A 25,355-nucleotide genomic window follows, 5' to 3' on the forward strand; every position below is an offset into this window, starting at 1 on the left:
AATCCCTGCTCTGCCAGTTCCCGGGCGGTCCCTTCCCCGATGCAGGCAAACCGGGCCTGCCCCAGGAGCCGGAAGTCTCTTTTCTTTTCCCGGAACCACTGGAAAAAGAGCCGGACCCCGTTCCGGCTGGTGAATACCAGCCAGTCCCATTGTCCGAAGTCTTCAGGAATATTCCCCCAAAGTGGCTCCGCGGCCAGAAGGGGCAGTTCTCCTGTTTCCCTGCCGCCCTCAGCCAGTTCCCGTGCCACTTCCCGGCAGAACGAGAGGGTGCCGGTTACCAGGATTTTCTCTTTTTTCCCCGGCGCCTCCGGGCAGAGTCCCAGGCCGGCAACCGGTCCCACCAGGATCACCGCTGGAGGGAAGGCCCCCTGCTGCCGGGCTTTTTCCGGCAGGTCCTCCAGGGTCCCGTCAATGCGTTTTTCCCCTTCTCCGTATCCTCCGCAAAGGACGGAGGCCGGCGTATCCGCTTTTTTGCCGGCCTGAATCAGCCGGCGGCAAATGGTTTCCACCCGTTCCAGACCCATCAGGAATACCAGGGTACCCTGCAGATGAGCCAGGACCTGCCAGTCCTCTTCCGCCCCGTCCCGGGTATGGCCGGTGATCACCGTAAAGGACCGGGCCAGTCCCCGATGAGTCACCGGGATGCCGAAATGTTCCGGCACCCCAATGGCCGAGCTGATTCCCGGCACCACCTGCCAGGGGATCCCGGCCTTCTGGAGAGCCAGGGCTTCTTCTCCCCCCCGGCCGAAGACAAAACTGTCCCCCCCTTTCAGCCGTACCACCCTTTTGCCTTCCCGGGCCTTCCGGATCAGCAGTGCATTGATGGCTTCCTGGGCCACGCTGTGCCGTCCGCTCCGTTTTCCCACCGGCAGCAGTTCCGCTTCCGGACTGGCTTCCAGAAGGGTTTCCGGGGCCACCAGGGCATCGTAGAGCACGGTCTGGGCCCGGGACAGTATCCGGCGTCCTTCCTGGGTCAGAAGGCCCCGTCCGCAGCCGGCTCCCACCAGCCACACTTTTCCCACTGTATTTTCAGTGCCGGTCATAAAGTTCCTCCTTCAGGGACTGGCAGAGCGCCTGCCCATCCTTTTCCTTTCCCATCCGCCGGGCCCGTTTCCCGTCCACCATAGCCATCAGTTCCATCCGTTCCCCGGGCAGGAGCCGGCAGTGGATTCCCACCGGGCAGGAACAGTCTACTTTCATAGCGCAGAACAGCTGCCGTTCCCACCGGAACCGGCGCCAGGTCTCCGGATCAGAGAGCTGCCGGAGGAGCCGGACCAGCTCCCGGTCCTGGGTCCGGCATTCCACTCCGATGATGCCCTGGCAGCCGGCAGGGATCACTTCCTCCGGAGAAAAGGGGATCACCTGGAACCGGCCCATGTCCAGTTCCAGCCGTTCAATGCCTGCCATGGCCAATACGATGGCATCATACTCTCCCCGTTCCAGCTTGTGGAGCCGGGTGGTCACATTCCCCCGGATATCCCGGAACTGCAGGTCCGGCCGCTGCCGGCTGAATTCCCGGATCCGCCGGGGACTGCCGGTGCCCACCACATTGCCTTCACGGAGTTCCTTATCCCGGAGCAGCACCAGGGCATCCCGGGGATCCGCCCCCCGGGGGGTACCGGCGATCACCAGCCCCTGGGCCAGCTGATAGGGCAGATCTTTGGCACTGTGGACGGCGATATCCGCCTCTCCACTAAGGAGTTCCCGCTCGATTTCCCGGACAAAGATCCCCCGGCCGCCGATTTTCACCAGGGCGTGGATCCGGTCCCGGTCCCCTGCGGTGGTAATGGTCCGGACTTCCGTTTCCACCCCCGCTTCCTTCAGAAGACCGCATACAATATGAGTCTGTGCCAGTGCCAGCCGGCTGCCCCGGGTGGCTACAATGAGTTTTTTCATCTTATCTCCTTACCCTGGGGGCCAGTTTTCCATAGACCAGCACCGCCAGTACACAAAGGGCCCCGTCCGGCAGCACCGTGCTCAGGAACCAGATTTCCAGCAGCCGGACCAGGCCGATGCCCCCGGTATTCTGCAGGACGAAATTGAACATCACATCATAGTACAGGAGCCCGCAGAAGTAGTAGGCCATTTCTCCCCCCAGGGCCGCTCCCACCAGCCGTTTCCGGCCGGCCTGGAGAGGTGCGTCCCCGGCCAGGGCTCCCGTGACCCAGGCTGCACAGGGGAACCCCAGCAGGAACCCGAAGGTGGGCTTGGCCAGGTACCCCACCCCGCCTCCATGGGCGAAAATCGGCAGCCCGCAGAGCCCCAGCACCAGGTAAGCCAGGACACTGAGGAACCCCTGCCGGCGGCCCAGGAACAGTCCGGCCAGCACCGCCACGAAAATCTGCAGGGAAATGGTCACCTGCCAGATGCCTAAGGGAATCATGATATGGATAAAGGCCCCCACTGCCATGAGAGCTGTAAACAGCCCGCACAGGGCCAGCGAAGAATGATTTGGATGCATGGTACCTCCTGCAAATTCCCCTCTGGAATCCAGAGAAGAAAACTGTGATTTTTGTATCTATTATAACAGGATTTGCTGGTTTTCACCGTTGTTTTTCCCACAGCACCGTGTTTTTTCATTTTTATACATTTCTTTTATATTTTACATAAGAAAACCTGTTATTATTTTTCTTTTTGCTTTTGTATATAATGTATACAAGACACAATATTTCAGACAAGAATCAGAAATCGGGACTTTTTCACAAGGTAAAGTCCCCAGGTTTGGGAGGACGTATTCATGAAATTACATCAACTGCGCTATTTTCAAGAGGTCTGCCGGCAGCACAGCATCACCAAGGCGGCCGAAGAACTGCATATATCCCAACCTGCGGTTTCAGCAGCGATCCGAGAACTGGAAGAAGAATTTGGGCTGAGACTGTTCAAACGGTCCCACAAAAAGCTGATTCTCACCACCGAAGGGTCGTATTTTTCTCTGGAAGTGGAAGAACTACTCCAAAAAGCCAAGCAGATTGCCGATGATATGACCCGTCTCCAGAAAAAGAACACCTCCATCCGGGTGGGCCTGCCCCCTATGATCGAGGCTCTGGAGATTCCCCTTCTGGCCCTGTTCCACAAGGATCATCCGGACATCCGGCTGGAACTCCATCACGGGAATTCCCTGTCCCTCCGGAAGGCGCTCCAGGATGACCGGATCGACATTGCCATCGTCAGCGGCCAGGACGGGGATCAGGATACCATGGCCGCCCGTGCCATGAAACGCAGCGAAATCGTCTACTGTGTGAACCAGAGCCATCCCTATGCCCGGGAAAAGGTCCTGTCCCTGCCCCAGGTGGCCCAGGATGATCTGGTAGAAATCGAAAACAGCCAGAAATTCCGGGAAACCATCCTGGAGCGGTTCCATCAGGAACGGTGCACCCCCCGGATCCAGTGGTCCACCACCCAGCTGTACACCAAGATCCAGCTGATCCGCAGCGGCGTGGCCGGCGGCTTCCTGTACCGGACGGTGGCGGAACGGGAACCGGAACTGGTGCCCATTTCCCTGAATCCCCCTCTGTATTATGAAATCGAAATGCTGTGGCAGAAAAACTCTGTGGAAAACGAAACCATCCGTACCTTCCTGGAGTTTGCCCGGAAGCACGGGGTCATCAAAGAACCGGAGAATCTGGAACAGACGAAATAAAAGAGGAAAAAGCCTTCTGCTGGGGAAGCAGAAGGCTTTTTCCTTGAAAGGAAGTTGTTTATGATGATTTGATGGGGAAGATGTAACAAGGAGGGGTAATCCCTGTTACGGTTATTAGTATACCCATGACCTGTGTCAAAGGAAGGGCAAACCCTTGAATAATTTGTGAATTTGACTACTCAGTCAGACAGTCCGAAATATTCATAGATATTTTGGATCAGCCCCTGGGCATTTTCCGGGCTCAGCCCCGCTTTCTGGCTGAGGAGCAGCAGCCCCTTCAACTGGTTCTTCAGAAAGCCGTTGAACTTTTCCGGATCCAGGGACAGGTTGTCCCCTTCCAATTTGTCACTCTGACAGGTGAGCATCACCAGCAGCTTCAGGGTCTCCCCTTCCTTTTCCGCCAGGAAAAAGAGAAAGGGAAAGGTCTCCCCCAGTTTACGGACAAAGGCCACGGCTTTTTTGTTTTCCCACAGGGCCTCCCCGCAGTCCCCGGCAAAGGAAAGTCCCCACCGGCTGCAGAACTTCCGGGCCAGAGCCGGCTGGCTCCCTACCGTCTCCAGCAGCTGGAAATACCGCTGGAGCCGTTCCGGATGGTCCAGTTCCTCCTGATGCACCTGAAATCCGATGAAATCCTGCCGTTCCAGATAGGAACGGATTTTTTCTTCTTCCATGGCTGCCTACCTTTCCTTGATCATTACCGTCCACTGGCCGGGCAATTTCACCCGTTTCCAGGTCCCGGGCCAGTCTTCTTCCAGTTTCGTCTTCAGTTTCCGTGTCTTGGTGTCCACCAGTACCAGGGCCCTTCCCGGCTGCTGCCGGACTTGTCCGTAAGTGGTCCAGGGCATGATGTTTTTGGCGGACCAGCTGTCTTTCCGGGGTTTGAAGGCATCCGCCTCCTCATCAGGCACCAGCATCACCATTTCCCGGCCGGTGTAGAACACCCCGGAAGTGGGATAGCCCCCGCCCCGGATGTAGATGGGCATGTCTTCCGGCACCAGGGCGTTGATGAACTGGGCCGCCGTCTTCCCGGTCACATCCTCCATCAAAGGCTTGGCCAGCAGATCCAGACTGCAGCAGTGGAAAGCGATGGTCAGCAGCACCACCGTGGAAAACACTTCCTGGCTGGTTTTGCCTTTATACTTGTGAAAGGCCAGCACCGCCATGCACAGAGTGTAGAGGAGCATGAAATAAAACAGGTTCTGGGGATTGGGGAACACCCCGGGAGCCAGCTTTGTCACCTGGGAGGCGGCGTAAGTCAGCGCCCCGTAGAACAGCAGGTTTCCGACCAGCATCCCCCGGATATCCAGGCGGCTGCCCTTTTTCCAGATGTAATCTGCCGTCAGGACGCACAGAGGCAGCAGCAGGGGATAGGTGTAGGTGATGTATTTGGTGGCCATACACTGGAAGAACACGAAAATGGCGGCGATCCACAGCAGCAGGAAAGCTTCCCGGGGAGCCGGATAGTTCCATTTCCCGTTTTTCCGCAGAAGGCTCCAGAGCATGCCGGGGACAAAGCCCACCCAGGCATAGGCGTTCAGCAGGTTCACCGCCGTATAGTACCAGACCACATTGTCCCGGGGATGTTCGGACACGGTGGCCCGGAGCACGTTCTGGGTCCCCAGGAAGCTGCCCAGGAAATCCGGATGGACCCGGGCCATGGCTATGTACCAGGGCAGAGCCACCAAAAGGAACAGCGGGATCCCGGTGGCCAGCTTGGCATCCTTCAGGCATTTCCAGTCCTTCTGGTACAGCAGGAACAGGGTAATGATGAGCCCGGGCATCAGAAAGCCAATAGGGCCCTTGGTCAGGGTGGCCAGGGCGGACAGGATGTACACCCCGTAGTACCAGTTCTTTTCCCGGCTGCTGTACCCCAGGAAGAAGCACAGCAGGGCCCCGTCCATGAACAGGAACAGCATCCCGTCCGTCAGGACACTTTTGGAAATAGTAAAGAATTCCAGGGTCATAAGCAGCAAAACACCGCTAAGGAAACCCACTTCTTCCCGGTACAGCCGTTTTCCCGCCTGGACCGTCAGCCACAGGCCTCCCAGCCCAAACAGGGAGGGAAAGAACCGGGCCCCGAATTCGCTGAACCCGAAGATCTTGAACCCCAGGGCAATCATCCAGTAGGCAAAGACCGGTTTGTCATACCAGTACCGGCCGTAGATCTGGGGAGACAGCCAGTCTCCGCTGAGGACCATTTCCTTGGCCGTCAGGGCGTAGTTCCCTTCCACACTGTCCGTCAGGGGCAGGGATGAATTCATGAAAAACAGCAAAAAAACCGCCGCGGCCCAAAACCCCAGCCAGTATTTTTTCTTCATATACGTTCCTCCAATGCTTTAGCGTAGACATATCTAATCTATTTTACACTAGAATGGGGGAAGAAGAAAGAGGCTGTTGCAGATGCAACAACCTCTTTCTGGATTGCAGGTGAATCCCTTCCCCCCTATTTTTTATATCCCGGATTATACGGACACCTCTCCCCCAGACACTGCCCGTTCTTTGGATAGAACCCGCAGACTGTGTTTTCTTCCGGCAGGGTGATCCCGAACCGTTCTTTTACGTAGGGAATGGCGGTTTTGAGAGCTGTATAGGCGTCCCTTTTGCAGCACCGGGGTCCCCCCATGGCTGCCAGATTGGCCAAAGCCCGGGAGGTACAGGTCATGTGGCTGCCCCAGGAAGAACCGGTGGTCAACGGGCCTGTTCCTTCCAGGAGAGCCAGGGCGGCGCCTACGGATGCCACGGCCCCGCAGACTCCCCAGTGGCCGCACATGGCCCCGGGCATCTGGAGCCCTTCCCGGCGGAGCTTCTGGAGCATCTCCTCCAAATCAAATTCCATGCCGGCGTTATGGAGGGCCGTCAGCAGGCAGGCCCCGTCCAGCACATGGTGCTCCGGCCCATGGATCCGGACGAAATCCTGTCCTGCCACATGGCGGAAAACGGCCAGGGGATTGGTTTCCTTTTCTTTTACACAGGCTTCGATGATGGCCTGGGTCCGCTGTTCCAGATCGTTCATGCTGCACGCCTCATTTCATCCGCTTCAATACTTCCAGCAGCAGGTTCCAGGTCCGCTGGACAGAAGCAATGTGCATGGTTTCCCGGTAGGTGTGGATCTCCGTCAGGGTGGGCCCCAGGGAAATGCAGTCCAGTCCCGGCAGCTTGGCGGCGAACATGCCGCATTCCACCCCGGCGTGGATAGCTTCCACTTTAGGGTCCTTTCCGTACTGTTCCCGGTACACCTGGACGAACAGATCCCGGAGTGGGGAATCCGCCCGGTATTCCCAGCCCGGGTAATCCCCTTCCCGGAAAGCCTGACCTCCCAGCTGCCGCAGCAGTCCTTCGATCCGTTCCGCCACCATTTCTTTCTGACTTTCCACGCTGCTCCGGACCAGGAGACCGGCACAGACCTGGTCCCTCTCCGTATACAGGATCCCCAGGTTCAGGGAGGTCTGGACCATGCCCGCCAGTTCCGGGCTCATGGCCTGGACGCCATTGGGCAGACTGGTCAGCAGGCACTGGACCTTTTCTGTGGAAGTCCGGTCCATGGGCAGGGTTTCCGTTACAGCTGGTCTCACAGCCACCTGGAGTTCCGGATCCGTCACATGGTATTCCTTCCGGACCGCCTCTCCGAAAGCTTCCGCCGCCCTCTGGAGCCGGTCCGGTTCCGGGGTCACCAAAAGAGCCCGGGCTTCCCGGGGAATGGCATTGTCCTTGGTGCCGCCTTCCACTTCCACCAGCCGGTACAGGGCTTCCCGGTCCAGATGGAGCAGAAGCCGTCCCAGGAGCATGTGGGCATTGGCCCGTCCCCGGCCGATTTCCGCTCCCGAATGGCCTCCGGTCAGGCCGCTGATCTTCAGTTCCAGGCAGGTGCCTCCAAAGGCTTCCCGGCGGACGGGCAGGGCGCAATTCACATCCACGCCGCCGGCGCAGCCTACGGTAAATACCCCTTCCTCTTCCGAATCCATATTGATCATCCGGCGGCCTTTGAGACCGCTGGCATCCAGGGCTTCCGCCCCCAGCATGCCGATTTCCTCATCCACGGTGAACACCACTTCCAGCCGGGGCCGGGGAATGGCAGGATCATCCAGAAGAGCCAGGCCCATGGCCACGGCAATTCCGTCATCGGCTCCCAGGGTAGTGCCCCGGGCGGTGATTTCATCCCCGGACACTTCCAGGTCCAGGCCTTCTTTTTCCATATTCTTGGTGCAGTCCGGTGCTTTTTCGCAGACCATATCCATATGGCCCTGGAAGATCACCGGAGCCGCCTGTTCATAGCCGGGGGAAGCCGGTCCCACCAGGATCACATTGTCCAGGGCATCCTGATGGACTTCCAGCCCCCGCTGCCGGCCAAAATCCGCCAGCCAGTTGCTGACGGCTTTGGTGTGCCGGGATCCATGGGGGATTTTCGACAGTTCTTCAAAGAAATGGAACACCCGGCGGGGTTCCAGAGAATCCAGTACAGTCATGACGCTACGACTCCTTTGCTTGTTGGTTGGTTTCCTTATATTCCAAGGGTTTACAGGATGCCCAGCATAGGTGCCACGGAAACGATCACGGCCCCGGTAATGAGCAGCAGCAGGGCGCCTTTCAGGATGAATTTCAGATAGATGTCATAAGGCACCTTGTACAGTTCCAGGGTCCCCATGTTGGTGGCGCTGGGGTACAGGGCACTGGTGAAGTTGAGCCCGATGGTGAAGCTGGCGATCAGCAGCACCTGGCCGCCCACCGGTCCGATGGGAGCGGTTTCATAAAGGGCATAGGCCACGGCCCCCAGGATGGGCATGGTGATTCCGGCCACCCCGCTGGTGGACTGCATGAAGAAACCGATGGCCACATAGGACCCGATGACCGCCAGGGAGAAGGCCCAGGAGGGCACACCCTGGAGGGCGCTCTGGATCCAGTACACGAAGGTGACGGACATGCCGGCAGTCTTGCTGCCCATGATCACGGAGATCCCGTTGGCAATGGCCAGCACCAGGACCACACTGAGCAGGTCCCGGGCCCCGGCGATGAATTCTTTGATGAAGGTGGCTTCCGGGATCTTGTTGATGATCCCCAAAAGCAGGGCCCCGGCCAGGAACACGAAGGAAAATTCTTCAAAGTACCAGTCCCCGAACTGGGTGTAGTGTTCCGCCCCCAGCAGGTTCCCCAGCACCGGCACTTTGGCCAGAGACGTAAAGGGCAGGTTCACCAGGGTCTTGGCAGTGGTCCCGTCGGCGAACTTGATGGAATCCCAGGGCACATAGCCGCAGATCATGGCAATGACGATCAGCACCAGGAGCCCGATGGACAGGGCCTGCCGGGTGGTGATTTCCACTTCTTCCTGTTTTTCCTCCACCATGGTGTTCACCGGCAGCCCGGCCACAATGGATTTGGAGGGATCTTTCTTCACCCGGGCCGCATACTGGAGCACATAGGCCAGGGCCACCAGGTACAGCACCGCAAAGAGCACCAGCCGGAGGACGATGCCGCTGCCCAGGGACAGGCTTTCATTGCCGATGGCCCCTACGGCTGCGCCAATGGAAAAAGGATTTACCACGCTGGCCATATTGCCTGCGGTGGCCCCTACTGTCATGACCCCGATCCCGGTGATCACATCATAGCCGGCCAGGACGAAAAGAGGCACCACCGCCATGGAATAAGCGGGGATTTCTTCCCACAGGCCGTAAACGGCGCCGAACAGGGCGGAGAAAAAGGTCAGTACCACAATCAGGGTCTTGCCAGTGAAGCGTTTCAGCAGCCAGCCGATCCCGGCCCGCATGGCCCCCACATAGTTCAACAGATGGAGGAAGGCCCCGGCCATCAGGAGAGCAAAGCACAGCTGGGCGGCCTTTACAAAGCCCTTGGCCGGTGCCATGATGATGTCCCACAGTCCCATGGGCTGGAGTCCCTGGCCTGCGACCACTTTCCCTTTGACCATAATGGCGTCGTAGATGATCTTCTTGGTTCCGTGATCATTGACCACCACAGACTGGGGCACGAACCAGGTAAGGATGGCGGTAAAGATCAGGAACAGGAACACGATGGAATAGGAACTGAGCATCTTTCTCTGTTTCTTGGGTTGATCGGACATTTCACATTCCTTCTTTCTGCAGTCGCATTTTTGCCGGTGCAGCTGTTGGCTGCGGTTGTACAAAAAAATTATAGCATAGAAAAGCGAATTTTTCGAACTTTTGTACAGTTTTACAGTGCGGGAAAACAGGGCTGGAGAAAAGACTGAAAGAACGGCCTTCCTGTCCACAGAATAGAGCCTTCATTGACACTTTTCCAGCCACTGCCGTATACTGGAGCAAAGACGAAAAAAGGAGTGAATCATCATGGCCCAACCTGTACTTGTGAAAAATCTGGCAATCGGCGAAGGGCAGCCGAAAATCGCCATTCCTCTCACGGCCCCTACCCTGTCCGGGCTGGAAGAAGCCCTGGATTCCCTGGCGGAGGCTCCCTGCGACCTGGCGGAGTGGCGGGGAGACTGCTACGCCCCCATCCGGGAACCGGGAAGCTGGCAGGCTCCCCTGGCCCTGTTCCGGCAGCGGATCCCCCACCTGCCCCTGCTGTTCACCATCCGCACCACGGTGGAAGGAGGCCATCTGGAGATTTCCACGGAAGACTATGTGCGGCTGCTGGAAGAAGCGATGGACAGCGGAGCCATGGACCTGGTGGATGTGGAGCTGTCCCGGGGAAACGATGTGATGGAACATCTGGTAAACCGGGCCCACAGGGCCGGAATCAAGGTGGTGGGATCCTGCCATGATTTCCAGAAGACTCCCTCCCGGGAAACCCTGGTCCGGACCCTGTGCACCATGCAGGACCTGGGCTGCGACCTGGCCAAATACGCGGTGATGCCCCAGAAGGAAGAAGATGTGCTGACCCTTCTGGCCGCCACCCTGGAAATGAAGGAAGGCCATCCCAGGACTCCGGTGATCACCATGGCCATGGGGCCCATGGGGGCCATTACCCGGATCGGAGGAGGCCGGTTCGGTTCCGCCGTCACCTTCGGCACCGCCGGAGCCGCCTCCGCCCCCGGCCAGCTCCCGGCGGACCTGTTGGCCCAGGTGATTCAGCGGGTATGAAAAAAGGAACTGTGAAAAAATGAGGAATCATTTTTTCACAGTTCTTTTTTTCAGCGGTCAATGGTCAGCGGTCAGCGGACCGTTGACGGGGCTGCTGCGCTGCAGCAGCCCCTTTCTTACTTTTCCAGCTCTTCCCTCATCACCGTTCCCAGTCCTCCAGTCTGGGCGTCTATTTTCTTGTACAGTTCCTGGACGGCGGGCTGGTTCCGGACTGCTTGGTAGAATTCCGGAGAATAGGCCACCAGGGTCATGCCTTTTTTCTGGAGTTTTTCCTTGCAGTCCCGGTCCACCTGGATCAGGGTGGGTGCCAGTTCTTCCCGGGCTTCCCGGACCGCGTCTTCCAGAGCCTTTTGGTATGCCTTGGGCAGATTCTCCCAGGCTTTTTTGTTCAGGACCATTTCGTTGGCGTACAGGATCACATTGGTTTCCGCCACGTATTTCTGGACTTCGTTGAAATTGGCGGAAAGGATGCTGTCCGCCGCATTTTCTTCCGCATCCACAATGCCGCTCTGCAGGGAAAAATACAGCTCCGGCCAGGCCAGAGGCGTGGGATTGGCTCCCAGGGCGGACCAGAAGGCCATATGGTTCCGGTTGCTCATGGTGCGGATCTTCAGCCCCTGGAAATCCTCCACCCTTTTCACCGGCCGGTTGGAGGTCATCAGCCGGTAGGTGCCGTTCTGGAGGGTCCCCATATAGTGGAGCCCCGCCCGGTCATAGGCCGCCGCCAGTTTCTGCCGGAAGGACCCGTCCCCGTTGAGTACCCGGTCGATGGTTTTCCCGTCATAGGGAGCAAAGACCATGGGCAGGTCGAACACCGCTCCCTCCGGCACAAAAGCCGTCACCGGAGCCATCTGGCCCACCACCAGCTGGATGTCGTTGGCCCGGAGCTGCCGGAGCAGGTCTTCATCCCCGCCCAGTTCCGCATTGGGGTGGTAGTCGATGGTCAGCTGTCCCCCGGTCTTCTTGCCCACCTTTTGGGCCACCAGTTCCCCGAACCGCTGGCCCACGGAGCCTTTGCCGGAGGAATCCCCTCCCACCAGCACCACTTTGGGCAGACCGGCATAGGGCCCGGCTTCCTTCTCTTTGTTTTCGGCCGCCGGCTGGCTGCCGCAGGCGGCTGTCCCCAAAAAGAGCACCATTCCCAGGCAGGCTGCGGCCAGTTTCTTCCATATTCTATCCATGGCTGTTCCGTCCTTTCTTACCACAATGCCGGCAGGAAGGTGGAAAGCGCCGGAATGTAGGTGATGCCCACCAGAGCCGCCAGGAAAGCACAGATGAACGGAACGGATTTCCGGGCCACGCTCATGGGCTGCTGTTCTGCAATGTTCCCGGCCACAAACAGGTCCAGGCCGAAAGGCGGAGTGGCCAGGCCGATGGACAGGCAGCACACCAGCACCACCCCCAGATGGATGGGATCCACTCCCAGCTTTTTACAGGCCGGCAGCAGCACCGGTACCAGGATGATGATGGCCGGTCCCGTGTCCATCACCATGCCCAGGACCAGGAAAATCAGCACCAGTACCGTGAGGACCGCCACCCCGGAGGTGAAGTTCCCCAGGATGAAGCTTTCCACCGCTTTGGTAGCCCGGGTCATGGACAGGACCCGTCCGAAAGCGGTGGCAAAGGCCAGCACGAAGGCCAGTCCCCCATAGGTCCGGACCGATTCCCGGAGCATGGGCAGGATATCCCCGAAGGTCATGGTCTTATAGACAAAAAGAGACACCAGCAACGCATAGAACACGGACACCGCCGCCGCTTCCGTAGGGGTGGTGAACCCGGTGTAAATGCCTCCCAGGACAATCACCGGGCACAGCAGGGCCCAGGAGCTGTCCCGGAACAGCTGGAGGAAACCCATCCTGGACAGTTCTTCCATCCGTTCCCGGACTTTGTCCTTGTCCTCCCCGTTCCGGAGACAGTGGATCACCGCATAGACCATCAGGGCCAGGCCCACCAGGAAGCCGGGGATGATTCCCGCCAGGAACAGTTTCCCGGTGGATACCCCAGTGGCCAGAGAATACAATACAAAGGGAATGGACGGAGGGATGATGACCCCCAGGCCTCCCGCCACCGCCACCAGACCGGCACTCCAGGTCTTGTCATAGCCCAGTTCCGTCAGGAAGGGTACGCACATGGCTCCCACTGCCGCCGTGGTGGCCGGACCGGAGCCGGAAATGGCCCCGTAGAACAGGCAGGTGAGGATCACTGCACAGGGCAGGCCCCCGGGAATCCGGCCGGCAAAAAAGGCGAAGAAGTTGAACAGTTTCCGGGAAATCCCGCCCTTGGCCATAATCACACCCCCAAGGATGAACAGGGGCACTGCCAGGATGGGGGTGGAATTGGCCCCGGAAAAGGCATTGTTCAGCACCTGGCCCATGGTGCCTCCCTGATGGAACAGGGCAATGGGAGCGGTGGCCCCCAGGATCATGCTGATGCCGATAGGCAGGGACAGAGCAATGGCCAGGAGAAAGACGGAAAAAATCAGTACCGCGGACATTCAGTCATCCCCTTCCCGGGCCAGGGCCGCTTCGTCAGCCGCATCCTGGAGAGTCTGTTCCAGGGTGGACAGTTCCTTTTCCTGGAGATGCTGGACATGGATCCAGAGCATCTGGATGGACCGGACCACTCCCAGGAAGAACCCCAGGACCATGAAGCTGTACACAAAGGCCATGGACCACTGCATAGCCGGGGAAATCTCGTGGCTTTCAGCAATTACTGACACCACTTCCACCGCGTAAAGGCCCAGGACCCCCATGCAGCCCAGAGTGATCCCGTCCACCACCAGATTCAGCACCTTCCGGAGAGTTTCCGGGAGCATGTCCTTCAGCACCCCCACCCGGAGCATACTGTCCATTCGGATGGTATAGGGCAGGGACAGAAAAACGCTCCAAATCCACAAAAACCGGCACAGTTCTTCTGCCCAGGTGAGAGACGCCATGCCCGGGATTTTCCGGACAATGACCTGGAGCATAGTGATGCCGGCAATGAGAACCAGCATCACCACCAGGAAGGTCTCTTCCAGGTGCAGATCCAGCCAGTGGATCAGAGCGTTTACAGAGTTGCGTTGTACTGCCTTGCTGCTTTCCTTCACATTTTCCATTTTGTTTCTCTCCATTCTACTTTGCTACTTTGCAGCAGAAGCCCTACTCCTGCTGCTTTTTTTCTGCCAGGATTTTCTCCAGTTCCTGACCCATGGCTTCCACCGGAGCCTTCTTCCCTGACCACAGTTCCACCTGGGCCGTTCCCTGGTAGAGACTCATGGTGAGCCCGTTCAGCACCGGGCACCCGGCTTTTTCCGCATTTTCCAGGAACCGGGTCCGGGCCGGATTGTAACAGGCGTCGAAGTAAAACTGGCCGGGCCGGATGTATTCCGGAGGCAGAGGGGTCCGGCCTGCGGTTTTCCCCATGCCCACCCCGCTGGCATTGATGACGGCATTGGCTTCTTTGACCCGGGAAAAATCTCCATAAGCCACGAATTCCGCCACAGGTGCGAAGTTTTTGTTGATGTCCGCCACCAGGCTCCGGGCGCTTTCTTCCACCAGATCCGTAATCAGGATCCGGCCGGCTCCATGGTAAGCCAGGGCCGAACAAATGGCCCGGCCGGCTCCTCCGCTGCCGAAACAGAAGAAGGTCTTTCCGCTGACGGGCACCCCGGCTTCCTCCAGGGCCCGGTAAAAGCCCACCCCGTCGGTGTTGTACCCTTTCAGCCGTCCATCCGGCAGTTTCACCACCGTATTGCTGGACCCCATTTTGGCACACAGGGGATCCAGTTCGTCCAGGTATTCCAGGACTTTCACCTTGTTGGGCTTGGTGACGGCAAACCCGGCAAAGGGCATGTGCCGCAGTCCCTGGATGATTTCACCCAGGTGTTCGTTCCCGGTCACCGTGTAGAAATACACCAGGTTCAGCCCTGCCGCCTCATACCCTCTGTTCTGCATCCGGGCCGCAAAGGATTGGGTCAGGGGATCTCCCAACAGGGTAATGAAACGGGTGTGGATATCGATATGCATGTTCTACCATCCTACTTTCCTGCTCTGCGGGACAGTCCCGCATTTTGTATACATTCGTGATGTTTTTCATTTTAGGCCTGTAATGTTATTTTGTCAATGACTTCCCTACAGGGTTGACAGCCGAAGGAAATCAATTTTAACAAATTAATCTTAAAATAGGTCAGACCGTAGGGGGCGCAGGCCCGGCGCCCCGCCGAATGCACGAACCAACGATGCAAAAGCGGGCTCCCCGGCGTGGAGCCCCTACGGGTCCAATTTACACATTCATAGAATTTGCCTGCAAATTTTATCATCCGGCCGCTGATCATTGACCGCTGATAAGGGGGCTGCTGCACGCAACGTGCAACAGCCCCAGTCCCACGCCGTGCGTCTCACGTCTTGACCGCTGACGGGCAAAACGCCAAAAAAAAAAGCCCTTGAAAACAAGGGCCAAATGAGGGGCAAATTCAACTTACAGTTGCATTATAGCACTCTTGTATACAATATGCAAGAATATTTTCAGTTTTTTCATAGTTATTTTATTTGTTGGTTAATTCATATAATGTTGGTAGAGTAAAAAAGTGGCTGTTGCGTAGGCAACAACCACTTTTGGTCGCGAGTCGCGAGCTATAAGTCGCGGTCCGCGACCGGGGTGAATTCATTCACCCCCCTACTTCCCATAATCCCGTCCTACATAAATCACCACATCCCCGCTGCTGGGGCTTACGGCTCCCTGGATCAGCTGGAAGTCGAAAGGCAGGGCTCCGGTGCGCTCTTCGGCGGCGCTGCTGCCGGCATTGATCAGCACCTGGGTCCGGTCCATGGGGCTGCCGTTGGTGATGCTCACAATGGCAAACCCGGCGTTCCGGGCGTCATTGGCCGCTTCCACTCCGTACTGAGGATTGCCGCTACAGTTGACCAGGGAGGCCCGGAGGGTTTTCTGGGGCGGCGGGGGCGGCAGATTGGGCGCCGTGCTGCCCTTGCCGGTACCGCTGCTGTCTCCCACAGGCAGGGCCGCTTTTTCTTTGTCCATTTTCCGGGCTTTTTCCACGGCTTTCTTCAGTTCCTGATTCTGCACCTGGAGAGTCCGTTTCTCCCCGCTGCCGGCGGCACTGTTGGTGCCCAGCAGTTCGTCATACTTCTTCTTGGCTGCCTGGGCCGCCATCCGGTATCCTTCCCCTGGCTGGACCCCCTGGAGCTGGGCCACCTGCTGGCGCAGGGCCGTCATGTTGGGGATCCAGTAGCTGATGTCATCAATATAGGCGGGGCTTCCCTGGACCATGGCGGTTTCCAGCTGGGAAGTACCGGACACGTTCTTGGCAAAGGTCACCAAAAGAGATGCCAGGTCCCCTGCCGACAGATCCGTATCGATGCTCTGGTACAGGGTATGGGCGATTTCCGGGGCCCGGGTCAGGAGGCTGGCGGACCGGAGCTTGGCGAACACCGCCTTCATGAACTTCTGCTGCCGGGCCACCCGGCCGATGTCCCCTTCCTCATCCCGATACCGGACGTACTGGATGGCGGTGGTCCCGTCCATATGCTGCTTCCCAGGCTGGAGATTGATCACCAGGCCGTTTTCCCCGTCATAAGGGTCCGTATACTGCATGGACTTTTCCACGTCAATGTCCACCCCGCCAATGGCATCCACCAGCTTGATGAACCCCTGGAAATCCACCAGTACATAGTTGCTGATGGGGATCCCCAGGAAGTTTTCCACAGTCTTCCGGCTCAGTTCATGGCCTCCGTAGGCATAGGCATGGTTCACCTTGTCCCAGCCGTGGCCGGGAATGGAGACCAGGGTATCCCGGGGGATGGACAAAAGAGCTGCCTGGTTCCGGGAAGTGTCCAGCATGGTCACAAAAAGGGTGTCAGACCGGCCGGTATCGCCGCTCCGCCGGTCCACTCCCATCACCAGGATGTTCCGTTTCCCCTGGATCTGGGCCACCTGGCCCGGGTCCGGATTCTTTCCCGGCCCCAGCAGGAAAAATCCCGCCACCGCCGCCAAAAGGACCCCGATTCCCGCAATCACCGCTTTATATTTTCCCAGCATGATGTTTCTCCTTTAAACGTTACAATTTATGATCATTCCTTCTTTCATTTCTATTATACCGTAAAAAAGAAATGGATGCATCAGAAAAAGGGGGTGTGAAAGAATTCACACCCCCTGGTCACGGGCCGCAGCTGGCGGAGAAGCAACAGCCTTGTTTCACTTCGCCTCTTCCACTGCCTCTGCCATTTCCTTTACGTACGCCTTCACCGGTTCCACGGCGTCTTTACCGTACTGGGCGCAGAGTTTCACGATGGCGCTGCCTACGATGGCTCCGTCGCTGATGGCTGCCATTTCTTTGGCCTGTTCCGGGGTGGAGATGCCGAAGCCTACAGCAATGGGTTTGTCGGAGACTTCCCGGATCTTGTCCACGATTTCCTTCAGGTTGGTGGTAATGGATTTCCGCACCCCGGTGACCCCCAGAGAAGAAACCAGGTAAATATATCCCTGGGCTTCTCTGGCAATCATCTGGATCCGCTGGTGGGAGGTGGGAGCAATCATGGAAATGATCTCCACCCCGTATTTTTCCGCTTCCGGAGCGATGGTGTCCTTTTCTTCATAGGGCACGTCCGGGACGATGACCCCGTCGATTTTCACATCCCGGCACTGCTGGAAGAACTTCTCCCGGCCGTAGGTGAAGATGGGGTTCACATAGGTAAGGAACACCATGGGGATCCGGGTCTTTTCCCGGACCCGGGCCAGCATGGCGAAAATGTCCTTGATCCTGGTCCCTGCAGCCAGGGCCCGGGTGTCCGCTTCCAGGATCACCGGCCCTTCGGCAGTGGGATCGGAGAAGGGGATGCCGATTTCAATGAGCCCGGCTCCTGCCTCTTCCATGGCATAGATCAGTTTTTCCGTAGTGTCCAGGTCCGGATCCCCTGCGGTAATGAAGGGAATGAACAGCTTCCCCTGTTTCTTGAATGCGTCAGTAATCCTAGTCATGCAGATCTACCCCCTTGTATCTGGCAATGGCTGCCACGTCTTTGTCCCCCCGGCCGGACAGGTTCACCACGATGATCTTGTCCTTGGGCAGGGTGGGTGCCAGTTTCATGGCATAGGCCACCGCATGGGCACTTTCAATGGCCGGAATGATGCCTTCCGTCCGGGACAGATATTCAAACGCTTCCACCGATTCGTCGTCGGTGATGGGCACGTACTGGGCACGGCCCGTATCGTACAGGTTGGCGTGTTCCGGCCCGATCCCCGGATAATCCAGACCGGCGGAAATGGAGTACACCGGGGCGATCTGCCCGTCTTCATCCTGGAGGAAATAGGATTCCATCCCGTGGAAGATCCCCGGTTTCCCCCGGGCGATGGTGGCGGCGGTTTCCGCGGTGTTCACTCCCCGGCCGGCGGCTTCCACCCCGATCAGCTGGACGTTTTTGTCCGGGATGAAATCGTAGAACAAGCCGATGGCATTGCTGCCGCCCCCTACGCAGGCCATGACCACATCGGGCAGCCGGCCTTCCTTCTCCAGCATCTGGGCTTTCACTTCTTCCCCGATGATTTTCTGGAAATCACGGACGATGGTGGGATAGGGATGGGGCCCCATGCAGGATCCCAGCACATAGAAGGTGTTTTCCACATTGGTGCACCAATCCCGCATGGCCTCGCTGACCGCGTCCTTCAGGGTGCCAGTGCCGGTGGTCACTGGCACCACTTTGGCCCCCAGAAGTTCCATCCGGTACACGTTCAGGGCCTGGCGGATGGTGTCCTCCTTGCCCATGTACACTTCACATTCCAGGCCCATGAGAGCCGCCACAGTAGCGGTGGCCACCCCGTGCTGGCCGGCGCCGGTTTCGGCGATGACCCGTTTCTTGCCCATTTTCTTGGCCAAGAGGCACTGGCCCAGGGCGTTGTTGATCTTGTGAGCCCCGGTGTGGTTCAGGTCTTCCCGTTTCAGATAGATTTTAGCGCCCCCCAGATCCCTGGTCATCTTTTCCGCATAGTACAGCAGGCTGGGCCGGTTGGCATAGTCATGGTACAGAGTCCGCAGTTCCTGAAGGAATTCCGGATCATCCTTGAACCGGTTGTAGGCTTCGTCCAGCTGCAGCACTGCGTTCATCAGGGTTTCCGATACATATTGGCCGCCATGTCTGCCAAATCTTCCATTGCTCATGATTCTTCCTCTTTTCTTACAGCGCTCACAAAAGCGCGGATTTTGTTTTCATCTTTCGTTCCGGCAGTTTCGATGCCACTGCTGGTATCCACCCCGAAGGGGCTGCACCCAGCAATGGCCGCCGCCACATTGTCTGCATCCAGTCCCCCGGCCAGGAAAAAGGGTCTGGGGAACCGGGCCTGCCGGAGCAGACTGTGGTCGAAGGTTTTCCCCAGCCCTCCGAACTGGCTGCCGGAATAGGTATCCAGCAGGAAATAATCGCAGTCATACCGGTCCAGGTCCCGGAGGCTTTCCGGTCCCCGTACCCGTATCACCCGGATGATGGGAGCCGTTGTCCGTTCTCGGAGGGCCTTCACATAGGCTTCGTCTTCTTCTCCATGGAGCTGGATCAGCTGGATGGTGCCCCGGTTGGCCAGGGCCGCCGCTTCTTCCACAGGAGCCTTTACGAAGACGCCTACGGCGGCAATGGCCGGGTCCAGCTGCCGGCGGAGGTTTTCCGCCTGTTCCGCCGTTACCTGCCGCCTGCCGGGGGCGAAGACGAACCCGGCATAATCCGGCTGGGCCCGGTTCACCATGGCCACATCCTCTGGCCGCCGGATCCCGCACAGCTTGATTTTCGTCACAGGACCTCACCCCGCAGTTCTGCCAGGGCGGCTTTCATATCCGGGCTCCGCATGAGGGTTTCCCCGATGAGCACTCCGTTGACCCCGGCCTGTTCCAGTTGGGCGGTCTGCTGCCGGCTTTTGATGCCGCTTTCCGCCACAAAGGGAATGGTTTCCGGTACCAGGGACCGGAGCCGGAGGCTGTTGCCGATGTCCACGGTAAAGTCCTTCAGGTTCCGGTTGTTCACTCCGATGACCCGGGCGCCGCTCCGGAGGGCCCGTTCCACTTCCTCTTCATCATGGGCTTCCACCAGGGCGTCCATGCCCAGGCTTTCCGCCAGCAGCCGGTATTCCTGGAGCTGGCTGTCGCTGAGGATGGCGGCGATCAGCAGGATGGCATCGGCCCCCAGGGTCTTGGCCTGGCACACCATGTAGTCATCCAGGGTGAAGTCCTTCCGCAGGAGGGGCGTTCCCACCGCCTGTCGGATTTCCCGGAGATACCGGTCGCTGCCCAGGAAGTAGTCCGTTTCCGTCAGCACGGAAATGGCGGCAGCCCCCAGGGCTTCATACTGCCGGGCAATGGCCACATAGGGAAAGTCAGGAGCGATGAGCCCTTTGGACGGAGAGGCCTTCTTCACTTCCGTAATGAAGTTGAGGCCCGGTCTCCCCAGGGCTTCCCGGAAGCAGCCCTCCCGGTCCCGGGGCAGGGCTTCCGCTTCCCGCCGGAGGGTGTAGAAGTCTTTTTCCTTTTTCTGTTTTTCCACCCGCTGCCGGGTGGCTTCTGCCAGGGTATCCAGGATCATGTTCCGCACCTTCCGTTTATTCGTTGCTGACTTTGATGACTTTTTCCAGGGCGGCCAGGGCCTTGCCGCTGTCAATGAGTTCCGCCGCCAGTTTCACCCCGTCAGCGATGGTGTCCGCCTTCCCGGCCACGAACAGGCCGGCCCCGGCATTCATGAGCACCGCATTCCGTTTGGTGCCCTGGAGCTTCCCGGAGAGGATGTCCCGGGTGATCCGGGCATTTTCTTCCGGGGTCCCTCCCACCAGGTCTTCTTTCTTCCCGGGAACCAGACCGAAATCTTCCGGCCGGATCACCGAAGACCGGTAGTACCCGTCCCGGAGCTCACAGATGGTGGTGGGCCCGTTGGGAGAGATTTCGTCCAGTTTTTCCTGGCCGTAGGCCACCAGGCCCCGTTTCACCCCCAGGGAACACAGCACCTTGGCCAAAGGTTCCACCAGGTAGCCGTCATAGACCCCCAGGAGGAACATTTCCGGTTTGGCCGGGTTGGTAAGGGGCCCCAGGATATTGAACACGGTCCGGAACCCCAGTTCCTTCCGGATGGGCCCCACATACTTCATGGCTGCATGGTATTTCTGGGCAAACAGGAAGCAGAAGTTGGTCTCCTCCAGCATTTTCAGAGCCAGGGCCGGATCCTGCTGGATGTTCACCCCCAGGGCTTCCAGACAGTCCGCGGTGCCGCACAGGGAAGAAGCGGCCCGGTTCCCGTGTTTGGCCACCTTCACCCCGCCGGCGGCCAGTACCATGGCGGAGGTGGTGGAAATGTTGAAGGAATGGGCTCCGTCCCCGCCGGTGCCCACGATTTCCATCACTTCCATCCCGGGATGGGGGACGGGAGTGGCCAGGGACCGCATGGCTTCCGCACAGCCGGTGATTTCGTCGATGGTTTCCGCCTTGGCGCTTTTGGTGGAAAGAGCCGCCAGGAACGCTGCATTCTGGGTGGGAGTGGTCTTGCCTCCCATGATCTCCAGCATCACTTCCTTGGCTTCGTTGTAGGTCAGGTCTCCTTTGTTGACCAGTTTGATGATGGCTTCTTTAATCATGATCTATGCCTCCTGCTTGCTGCTTGGTGATTTTCAGATCCAGGAAATTCCGGATGATGGTCATGCCTTCCGGGGTCAGGATGGATTCCGGATGGAACTGGAGTCCGTAAATGGGATAGTCCCGATGTTCCACCGCCATCACTTCCCCGTCTTCCGTAGTGGCCGTTGCCTTCAGGACTTCCGGCAGGTTATCCGGGTCGATGGCCAGGGAATGGTACCGCCCCACCAGGATCTGTTCCGGCAGGCCCTTGAACAGGGGGGAAGTCCGGTCCAGGGTCACCGTGGACTGCTTCCCGTGCATCAGCTGCCGGGCGTAGGTAACGGTGCCTCCGAACACTTCTCCGATGGCCTGATGGCCCAGGCACACCCCCAGGATGGGGAATTCCCCTTTCAGTTCCCGGAGAGCCGGTTCGCAGACCCCTGCATCGCAGGGCCGGCCGGGCCCGGGAGACAGGATCAGGTGGTCCGGCTGGAGCTTCCGGATCCCTTCCACCGTAATGGCATCGTTCCGGATCACCTGGATGTCCGGGTTCAGGGTGCCCATATATTGATACAGATTGTAGGTAAAGCTGTCGTAGTTGTCGATGATCAGTTCCATGTTACGCCTCCGTGGTTGCTTCCAAAGCCTGCCGTACGGCCGCTGCCTTGTTGATGGTTTCCATGAATTCGTCCTCCACCTTGGAGTCGGCCACAATACCGCTGCCGGTCTGGAAGGAAACGGTGTCCCCGTATTTCACAGCGGTGCGGATCACAATGCAGATGTCCATGTTCCCGGCAAAATCCAGGTATCCCATGCCCCCGCCGTAGGGTCCCCGCCGTTCCGGTTCCAGTCCATCCAGGATCTCACAGGCCCGGACTTTGGGAGCCCCGGAAAGGGTCCCGGCCGGGAAGGCGGCACACAGGGTGTCGATGGCATCCTTCCCTTCCTTCAGAGTACCGGTGACCCGGGTGGTCATGTGCATCACATGGGAGAACTTTTTCACCAGCAGATGATCATGGACTTTTACGGACCCGAATTCCGCCACCTTGCCCACATCGTTCCGGGCCAGGTCCACCAGCATATTGTGTTCCGCCAGTTCCTTGGGGTCCGTCTGCATGTCCCGTTCCAGGGCTTTGTCCTCCTCTTCGGTCCGGCCTCTCCGCCGGGTGCCCGCAATGGGCATGGAGGTGATTTCCCGGTCCTGGACCTTGATCAGGGTTTCCGGAGAAGAACCGGCGATTTCCAGATTGTCGTTCTTCAGCAGCACCATGTACTGGGAAGGGTTGGTGGTCCGGAGGATCCGGTACATGTTGAACAGATCCTGGTCGTAGGAAGCGGAGAACCGCTGGGAATACACCGCCTGGAAAATATCCCCCTGCCGGATGTGTTCTTTGATCTTCTCCACATTTTCTCCATAGGTCGCTTTGTCCTGATTGCTGGTGATGGGCCCCAGATGAGCCGGTGTGAAGGCCGGCGGCGCCACCGGCTGCCGGACCAGGGCTTCCATGGCATCCAGGTTCTTCTGGGCCTTGGCGTAGTTCCCTTCCAGGTCATCGGTCTTGATGTTCACGATCAGGTACATTTTCTGGAGCACCCGGTCGAAGGCGATCACCTTGTCGAAGAGCATCAGGTCGAAATCCGGGAAGGCCGTGGCCTTGGCCGGGTCGAAATGGAGGCTGGGTTCACAGTACTGGAAAAAGTCGTAGGAGAAATACCCTACGAACCCGCCGGTAAAAGGAGGCAGCCCGGGGATTTTGGGGACCCGGTAAGCCTTCAGGATGGACCGGAGGGCCTCCAGGGGCCGGTTGGGATCTACCGGGATCCGGCTGCCGGCAAATTCCACCTGGGCGTTCCGGTCCTTGGCCCGGAGCCGGGCAACAGGGTCGAAGCCGATGAAGGAATACCGGCCGGCCTGGTCGTTCTGTTCCAGGCTTTCCAACAGGAAATACCGGCTGCTTTCCTTCCGTACCAGGCTCACCAGACCAATGGGGGTGGCGGTATCCGCCAGGATTTCCCGGACCACAGGCACCGCCGCATATCCCTGGGCCAGGGCTTTGCTTTCTTCCAGACTCTGTTGTTTCATGACTGTTCCTCCTCACTGATAAAAGAAAAAGTATCCGGGCTGATCATTCCACCCGGATACCTGCACTGCAATAAAAAAACACCTGTCCTCCTACAAGGACAGGTGTCATAACCTGCGGTACCACCCTGTAATGGAGCCGGAGCTCCACACCTCAAGCAGAATGCCAACACATTCCTCACCGGTAACGTCGGTGCTGCGTCGCGGGATACTTTCCGAAGATTTCATCGCGCCCTCAGTGGTCCATTTGTCAGACTGCCACGGTCCGGCTCTCAGCTTCCCGGACTCTCTGTGCGCACATTTTCTGGCGTTATCTCCACCTCAAAGGTTTTTGGTTCTTATTGAATTGATGGTTGTATAGTAGCACTGGAAAAACAGCTTGTCAAATATTTTTTCTGAAAAAGTTTAAATTGTTCACTTTTGTATCTCTTTTAACAGTTTCTGGGACTTTTGTTTCTGTGCAGTCTACTCTTTTTCGTACACATCTGCAAATTCCGGTTTCCGGTCGAACTGGACCCGGGCATAGGAACACTGGGGGATGATTTTCACCCCGGCTTCCCGGGCCATGTCCGCCACCGCCCGGACCAGTTTCCCGGCCAGGCCCTGGCCTCCGTACTGGGGATCCACAATGGTGTGTTCCAGGGTCCAAACCCCGGGACGGGTCACCCCATAGGTGCATTTTCCGATTTCCACGGCCCCGTCATACAGGGCCGCCCGGAAGTTTTCCGGTTCCTTTACAAGACGAATGGTGTCCATGAATTTCTCCTTTCAAGACCTGGCCGCTGAAGCAGCCAGGCCGGTCAACGGTCAGCTGTCAACGGCCGCTGACAGCCTTTTACTCTTCCACCGTCACCTTTGTCCCTACTTTCACACAGGCCTTCAGCTTTTCCAGATCTTCATTGTTCATCCGGATGCAGCCTTCGGAGGCCCGGGTGCCGATGGAGGCCGGGTCGTGGGTGCCATGGATGCCGATGCCGTCCCATTTTCCCTGGCTCAGGCTCCGGGTATCCAGGCTGATGAACCAGGGCCCGTAGGCGTGCTGGATCACCCCTTTGCCGTCGTGGAAATCATGGGACCAGCTGGAGGCATCGATGATTTCATCCACCGGGAAGGTTCCCTCCGGGGTCTTCATGTCCCCGCTCATCTGCTTCTGCCCGGGATTCTTCCCCAGGGCCACCGGCCATTGGGCCACCGGTTCCCCGTGGTCCAGGAGGAACAGGGTAAATTCTCCTTTTTTGACCAGGATGGAGTAGTCGTGGGGTTCCGGGGTCTGGCGCACATCCCTGGTAACAGCCGGTGCCGCCGGAATTTCCTCTGCTTCTTCCGCCGGCTGTCCGCCCCGGCAGCCTTTGATGGCGAACCCCACTGCCAGCAGCAGGACCAGGATGAAAAAGACGCCCCAGGCCGGTCCCTTCCATCTCCGTTTTTGGTACGCGTCATGATATTTTCCCATGGTCCCCTCCTTTCCGGAAGCCGGTTACAGACGCCGGCAGAACTGGACCGAAACATACCCGGTCTGTCCGTTGTCCCGTTTCACCCGATACCAGTTGTCCTTCCGTCCGGTAATCTCCACCTTTTCTCCTTCATCGAAATAGTCCACAATATCCGTATTGGTTCCGGCACCCGCCCGGAGACGCACGTCGGTACCGGTGATCTTTCCGAAGGATTTGTCCGTCTTTTTCCCGTCCGCGGCTTTCTGGTCAGCCCCTTCCGCCTTGGGCTGGGTCTTGGGAGCCGAAGTTCCCGGTTTCTTTTCTTCCTGGGTCACCGCCGGTTTGGCATCGGACCCGCTCCCGGCATCCTTCTGCCGGGCAAAGAAGATCCCTGCCCCGGCCGCCGCCAGCATCAGGAGAATCACCAGGGCAATCCATTTGCCCCGGCCGCTTTTGTGGGGCAAATCTTCCCGGGGCTGGAAAGTCTCAAAGGAAGCCTTCTGGGGCTGGGGTGCCGGCTGGGTTGCTCCCTTTTCCTGCTGGTCCGGCTGAACCGGGG

At 58.4% G+C, this 25,355-nt stretch carries 25 protein-coding genes; 2 read left to right on the forward strand and 23 right to left on the reverse strand.

Annotated features, from left to right (window positions below):
• The 3 genes from cobA to QVO43_RS04960 all read right to left on the reverse strand — a co-directional run.
• Window positions 1-1,043, reverse strand: a 1,043-nt coding sequence (gene cobA / locus QVO43_RS04950) for a uroporphyrinogen-III C-methyltransferase (protein ID WP_288174550.1), incomplete at its 3' end; no start/stop codon positions are given.
• Window positions 1,030-1,896 (reverse strand): hydroxymethylbilane synthase, encoded by an 867-nt coding sequence (gene hemC, locus QVO43_RS04955; protein WP_022487469.1) that lies wholly within the window; start codon window positions 1,894-1,896, stop codon window positions 1,030-1,032. The genes hemC and cobA, both read right to left, overlap by 14 nt.
• Window position 1,897: 1 nt before the next feature.
• Window positions 1,898-2,461, reverse strand: coding sequence for a biotin transporter BioY (locus tag QVO43_RS04960; protein WP_022487470.1), 564 nt, complete (start codon window positions 2,459-2,461; stop codon window positions 1,898-1,900).
• 276 nt (window positions 2,462-2,737) lie between these two features.
• Here QVO43_RS04960 and QVO43_RS04965 point away from each other — a divergent pair, with 276 nt between their 5' ends.
• Window positions 2,738-3,640: a LysR family transcriptional regulator gene (locus QVO43_RS04965; protein ID WP_022487471.1), complete on the forward strand. Its 903-nt coding sequence runs from the start codon at window positions 2,738-2,740 to the stop codon at window positions 3,638-3,640.
• A gap of 179 nt (window positions 3,641-3,819) precedes the next feature.
• On the opposite strand, the gene QVO43_RS04970 is transcribed toward QVO43_RS04965, so the two are convergent.
• The 5 genes from QVO43_RS04970 to QVO43_RS04990 all read right to left on the reverse strand — a co-directional run bounded on the left by QVO43_RS04970 (window position 3,820) and on the right by QVO43_RS04990 (window position 9,710).
• Entirely contained in the window at window positions 3,820-4,311 is a 492-nt protein-coding gene (locus QVO43_RS04970; protein ID WP_022487472.1) for a hypothetical protein, read from the reverse strand.
• Window positions 4,312-4,317: 6 nt separating this feature from the next.
• Window positions 4,318-5,958, reverse strand: a complete 1,641-nt coding sequence (locus QVO43_RS04975) for an ArnT family glycosyltransferase (RefSeq protein WP_022487473.1) — start codon at window positions 5,956-5,958, stop codon at window positions 4,318-4,320.
• A gap of 125 nt (window positions 5,959-6,083) precedes the next feature.
• On the reverse strand, window positions 6,084-6,653 hold the full coding sequence (locus tag QVO43_RS04980; protein WP_022487474.1) for a DUF5714 domain-containing protein: 570 nt from the start codon (window positions 6,651-6,653) through the stop codon (window positions 6,084-6,086).
• Between the two features lie 10 nt (window positions 6,654-6,663).
• Window positions 6,664-8,103, reverse strand: coding sequence for an aminoacyl-histidine dipeptidase (locus QVO43_RS04985; protein WP_022487475.1), 1,440 nt, complete (start codon window positions 8,101-8,103; stop codon window positions 6,664-6,666).
• A gap of 50 nt (window positions 8,104-8,153) precedes the next feature.
• Complete coding sequence (locus tag QVO43_RS04990) at window positions 8,154-9,710, reverse strand: YfcC family protein (protein ID WP_022487476.1); 1,557 nt, start codon at window positions 9,708-9,710, stop codon at window positions 8,154-8,156.
• A 244-nt stretch (window positions 9,711-9,954) separates the two neighbouring features.
• On the opposite strand from QVO43_RS04990, the gene aroD reads away from it, so the two are divergent.
• Window positions 9,955-10,707 (forward strand): type I 3-dehydroquinate dehydratase, encoded by a 753-nt coding sequence (gene aroD, locus QVO43_RS04995; protein ID WP_022487477.1) that lies wholly within the window; start codon window positions 9,955-9,957, stop codon window positions 10,705-10,707.
• A gap of 116 nt (window positions 10,708-10,823) precedes the next feature.
• On the opposite strand, the gene QVO43_RS05000 is transcribed toward aroD, so the two are convergent.
• The 15 genes from QVO43_RS05000 to QVO43_RS05070 form a co-directional block, all read right to left on the reverse strand.
• Complete coding sequence (locus tag QVO43_RS05000) at window positions 10,824-11,888, reverse strand: TRAP transporter substrate-binding protein (RefSeq protein WP_022487478.1); 1,065 nt, start codon at window positions 11,886-11,888, stop codon at window positions 10,824-10,826.
• 17 nt (window positions 11,889-11,905) lie between these two features.
• A complete protein-coding gene (locus QVO43_RS05005) occupies window positions 11,906-13,201 on the reverse strand; it encodes a TRAP transporter large permease (protein WP_022487479.1) in 1,296 nt (431 codons plus the stop codon).
• On the reverse strand, window positions 13,202-13,804 hold the full coding sequence (locus tag QVO43_RS05010; protein WP_022487480.1) for a TRAP transporter small permease: 603 nt from the start codon (window positions 13,802-13,804) through the stop codon (window positions 13,202-13,204). It abuts the gene before it with no gap.
• A 43-nt stretch (window positions 13,805-13,847) separates the two neighbouring features.
• Window positions 13,848-14,714: a shikimate dehydrogenase family protein gene (locus tag QVO43_RS05015; protein WP_022487481.1), complete on the reverse strand. Its 867-nt coding sequence runs from the start codon at window positions 14,712-14,714 to the stop codon at window positions 13,848-13,850.
• A 649-nt stretch (window positions 14,715-15,363) separates the two neighbouring features.
• Window positions 15,364-16,743 (reverse strand): LCP family protein, encoded by a 1,380-nt coding sequence (locus QVO43_RS05020; RefSeq protein ID WP_022487482.1) that lies wholly within the window; start codon window positions 16,741-16,743, stop codon window positions 15,364-15,366.
• 156 nt (window positions 16,744-16,899) lie between these two features.
• Window positions 16,900-17,682 carry a tryptophan synthase subunit alpha gene (gene trpA / locus QVO43_RS05025; protein WP_022487483.1) on the reverse strand — a complete coding sequence of 261 codons (783 nt, stop codon included), beginning with the start codon at window positions 17,680-17,682 and terminating at the stop codon, window positions 16,900-16,902.
• The gene (gene trpB, locus QVO43_RS05030) at window positions 17,675-18,859 is read right to left on the reverse strand and encodes a tryptophan synthase subunit beta (RefSeq protein WP_022487484.1); all 1,185 of its coding nucleotides are present in this window, start codon (window positions 18,857-18,859) and stop codon (window positions 17,675-17,677) included. Before trpB ends, trpA begins: the two co-directional genes overlap by 8 nt.
• Window positions 18,856-19,482: a phosphoribosylanthranilate isomerase gene (locus QVO43_RS05035; protein WP_022487485.1), complete on the reverse strand. Its 627-nt coding sequence runs from the start codon at window positions 19,480-19,482 to the stop codon at window positions 18,856-18,858. Before QVO43_RS05035 ends, trpB begins: the two co-directional genes overlap by 4 nt.
• Window positions 19,479-20,264, reverse strand: a complete 786-nt coding sequence (trpC, locus tag QVO43_RS05040) for an indole-3-glycerol phosphate synthase TrpC (RefSeq protein ID WP_022487486.1) — start codon at window positions 20,262-20,264, stop codon at window positions 19,479-19,481. Before trpC ends, QVO43_RS05035 begins: the two co-directional genes overlap by 4 nt.
• A 16-nt stretch (window positions 20,265-20,280) precedes the next feature.
• Window positions 20,281-21,303, reverse strand: coding sequence for an anthranilate phosphoribosyltransferase (trpD, locus tag QVO43_RS05045; protein ID WP_022487487.1), 1,023 nt, complete (start codon window positions 21,301-21,303; stop codon window positions 20,281-20,283).
• Complete coding sequence (locus QVO43_RS05050) at window positions 21,296-21,901, reverse strand: anthranilate synthase component II (RefSeq protein WP_022487488.1); 606 nt, start codon at window positions 21,899-21,901, stop codon at window positions 21,296-21,298. The genes trpD and QVO43_RS05050 overlap by 8 nt, the downstream gene beginning before the upstream one ends.
• Before the next feature lies 1 nt (window position 21,902).
• Window positions 21,903-23,366 (reverse strand): anthranilate synthase component I family protein, encoded by a 1,464-nt coding sequence (locus tag QVO43_RS05055; RefSeq protein WP_022487489.1) that lies wholly within the window; start codon window positions 23,364-23,366, stop codon window positions 21,903-21,905.
• A gap of 462 nt (window positions 23,367-23,828) precedes the next feature.
• Window positions 23,829-24,119: a GNAT family N-acetyltransferase gene (locus tag QVO43_RS05060; protein ID WP_022487490.1), complete on the reverse strand. Its 291-nt coding sequence runs from the start codon at window positions 24,117-24,119 to the stop codon at window positions 23,829-23,831.
• A gap of 79 nt (window positions 24,120-24,198) precedes the next feature.
• Window positions 24,199-24,816: a L,D-transpeptidase gene (locus QVO43_RS05065; protein ID WP_022487491.1), complete on the reverse strand. Its 618-nt coding sequence runs from the start codon at window positions 24,814-24,816 to the stop codon at window positions 24,199-24,201.
• Between the two features lie 24 nt (window positions 24,817-24,840).
• The coding region (locus tag QVO43_RS05070) for an SH3 domain-containing protein (protein ID WP_288174553.1) at window positions 24,841-25,355 on the reverse strand (515 nt) is incomplete at its 5' end.

Origin of the sequence: Acidaminococcus sp. CAG:542 (genome assembly GCF_000437815.1) — a bacterium.
In the GTDB taxonomy this organism is placed as follows: domain Bacteria; phylum Bacillota; class Negativicutes; order Acidaminococcales; family Acidaminococcaceae; genus Acidaminococcus.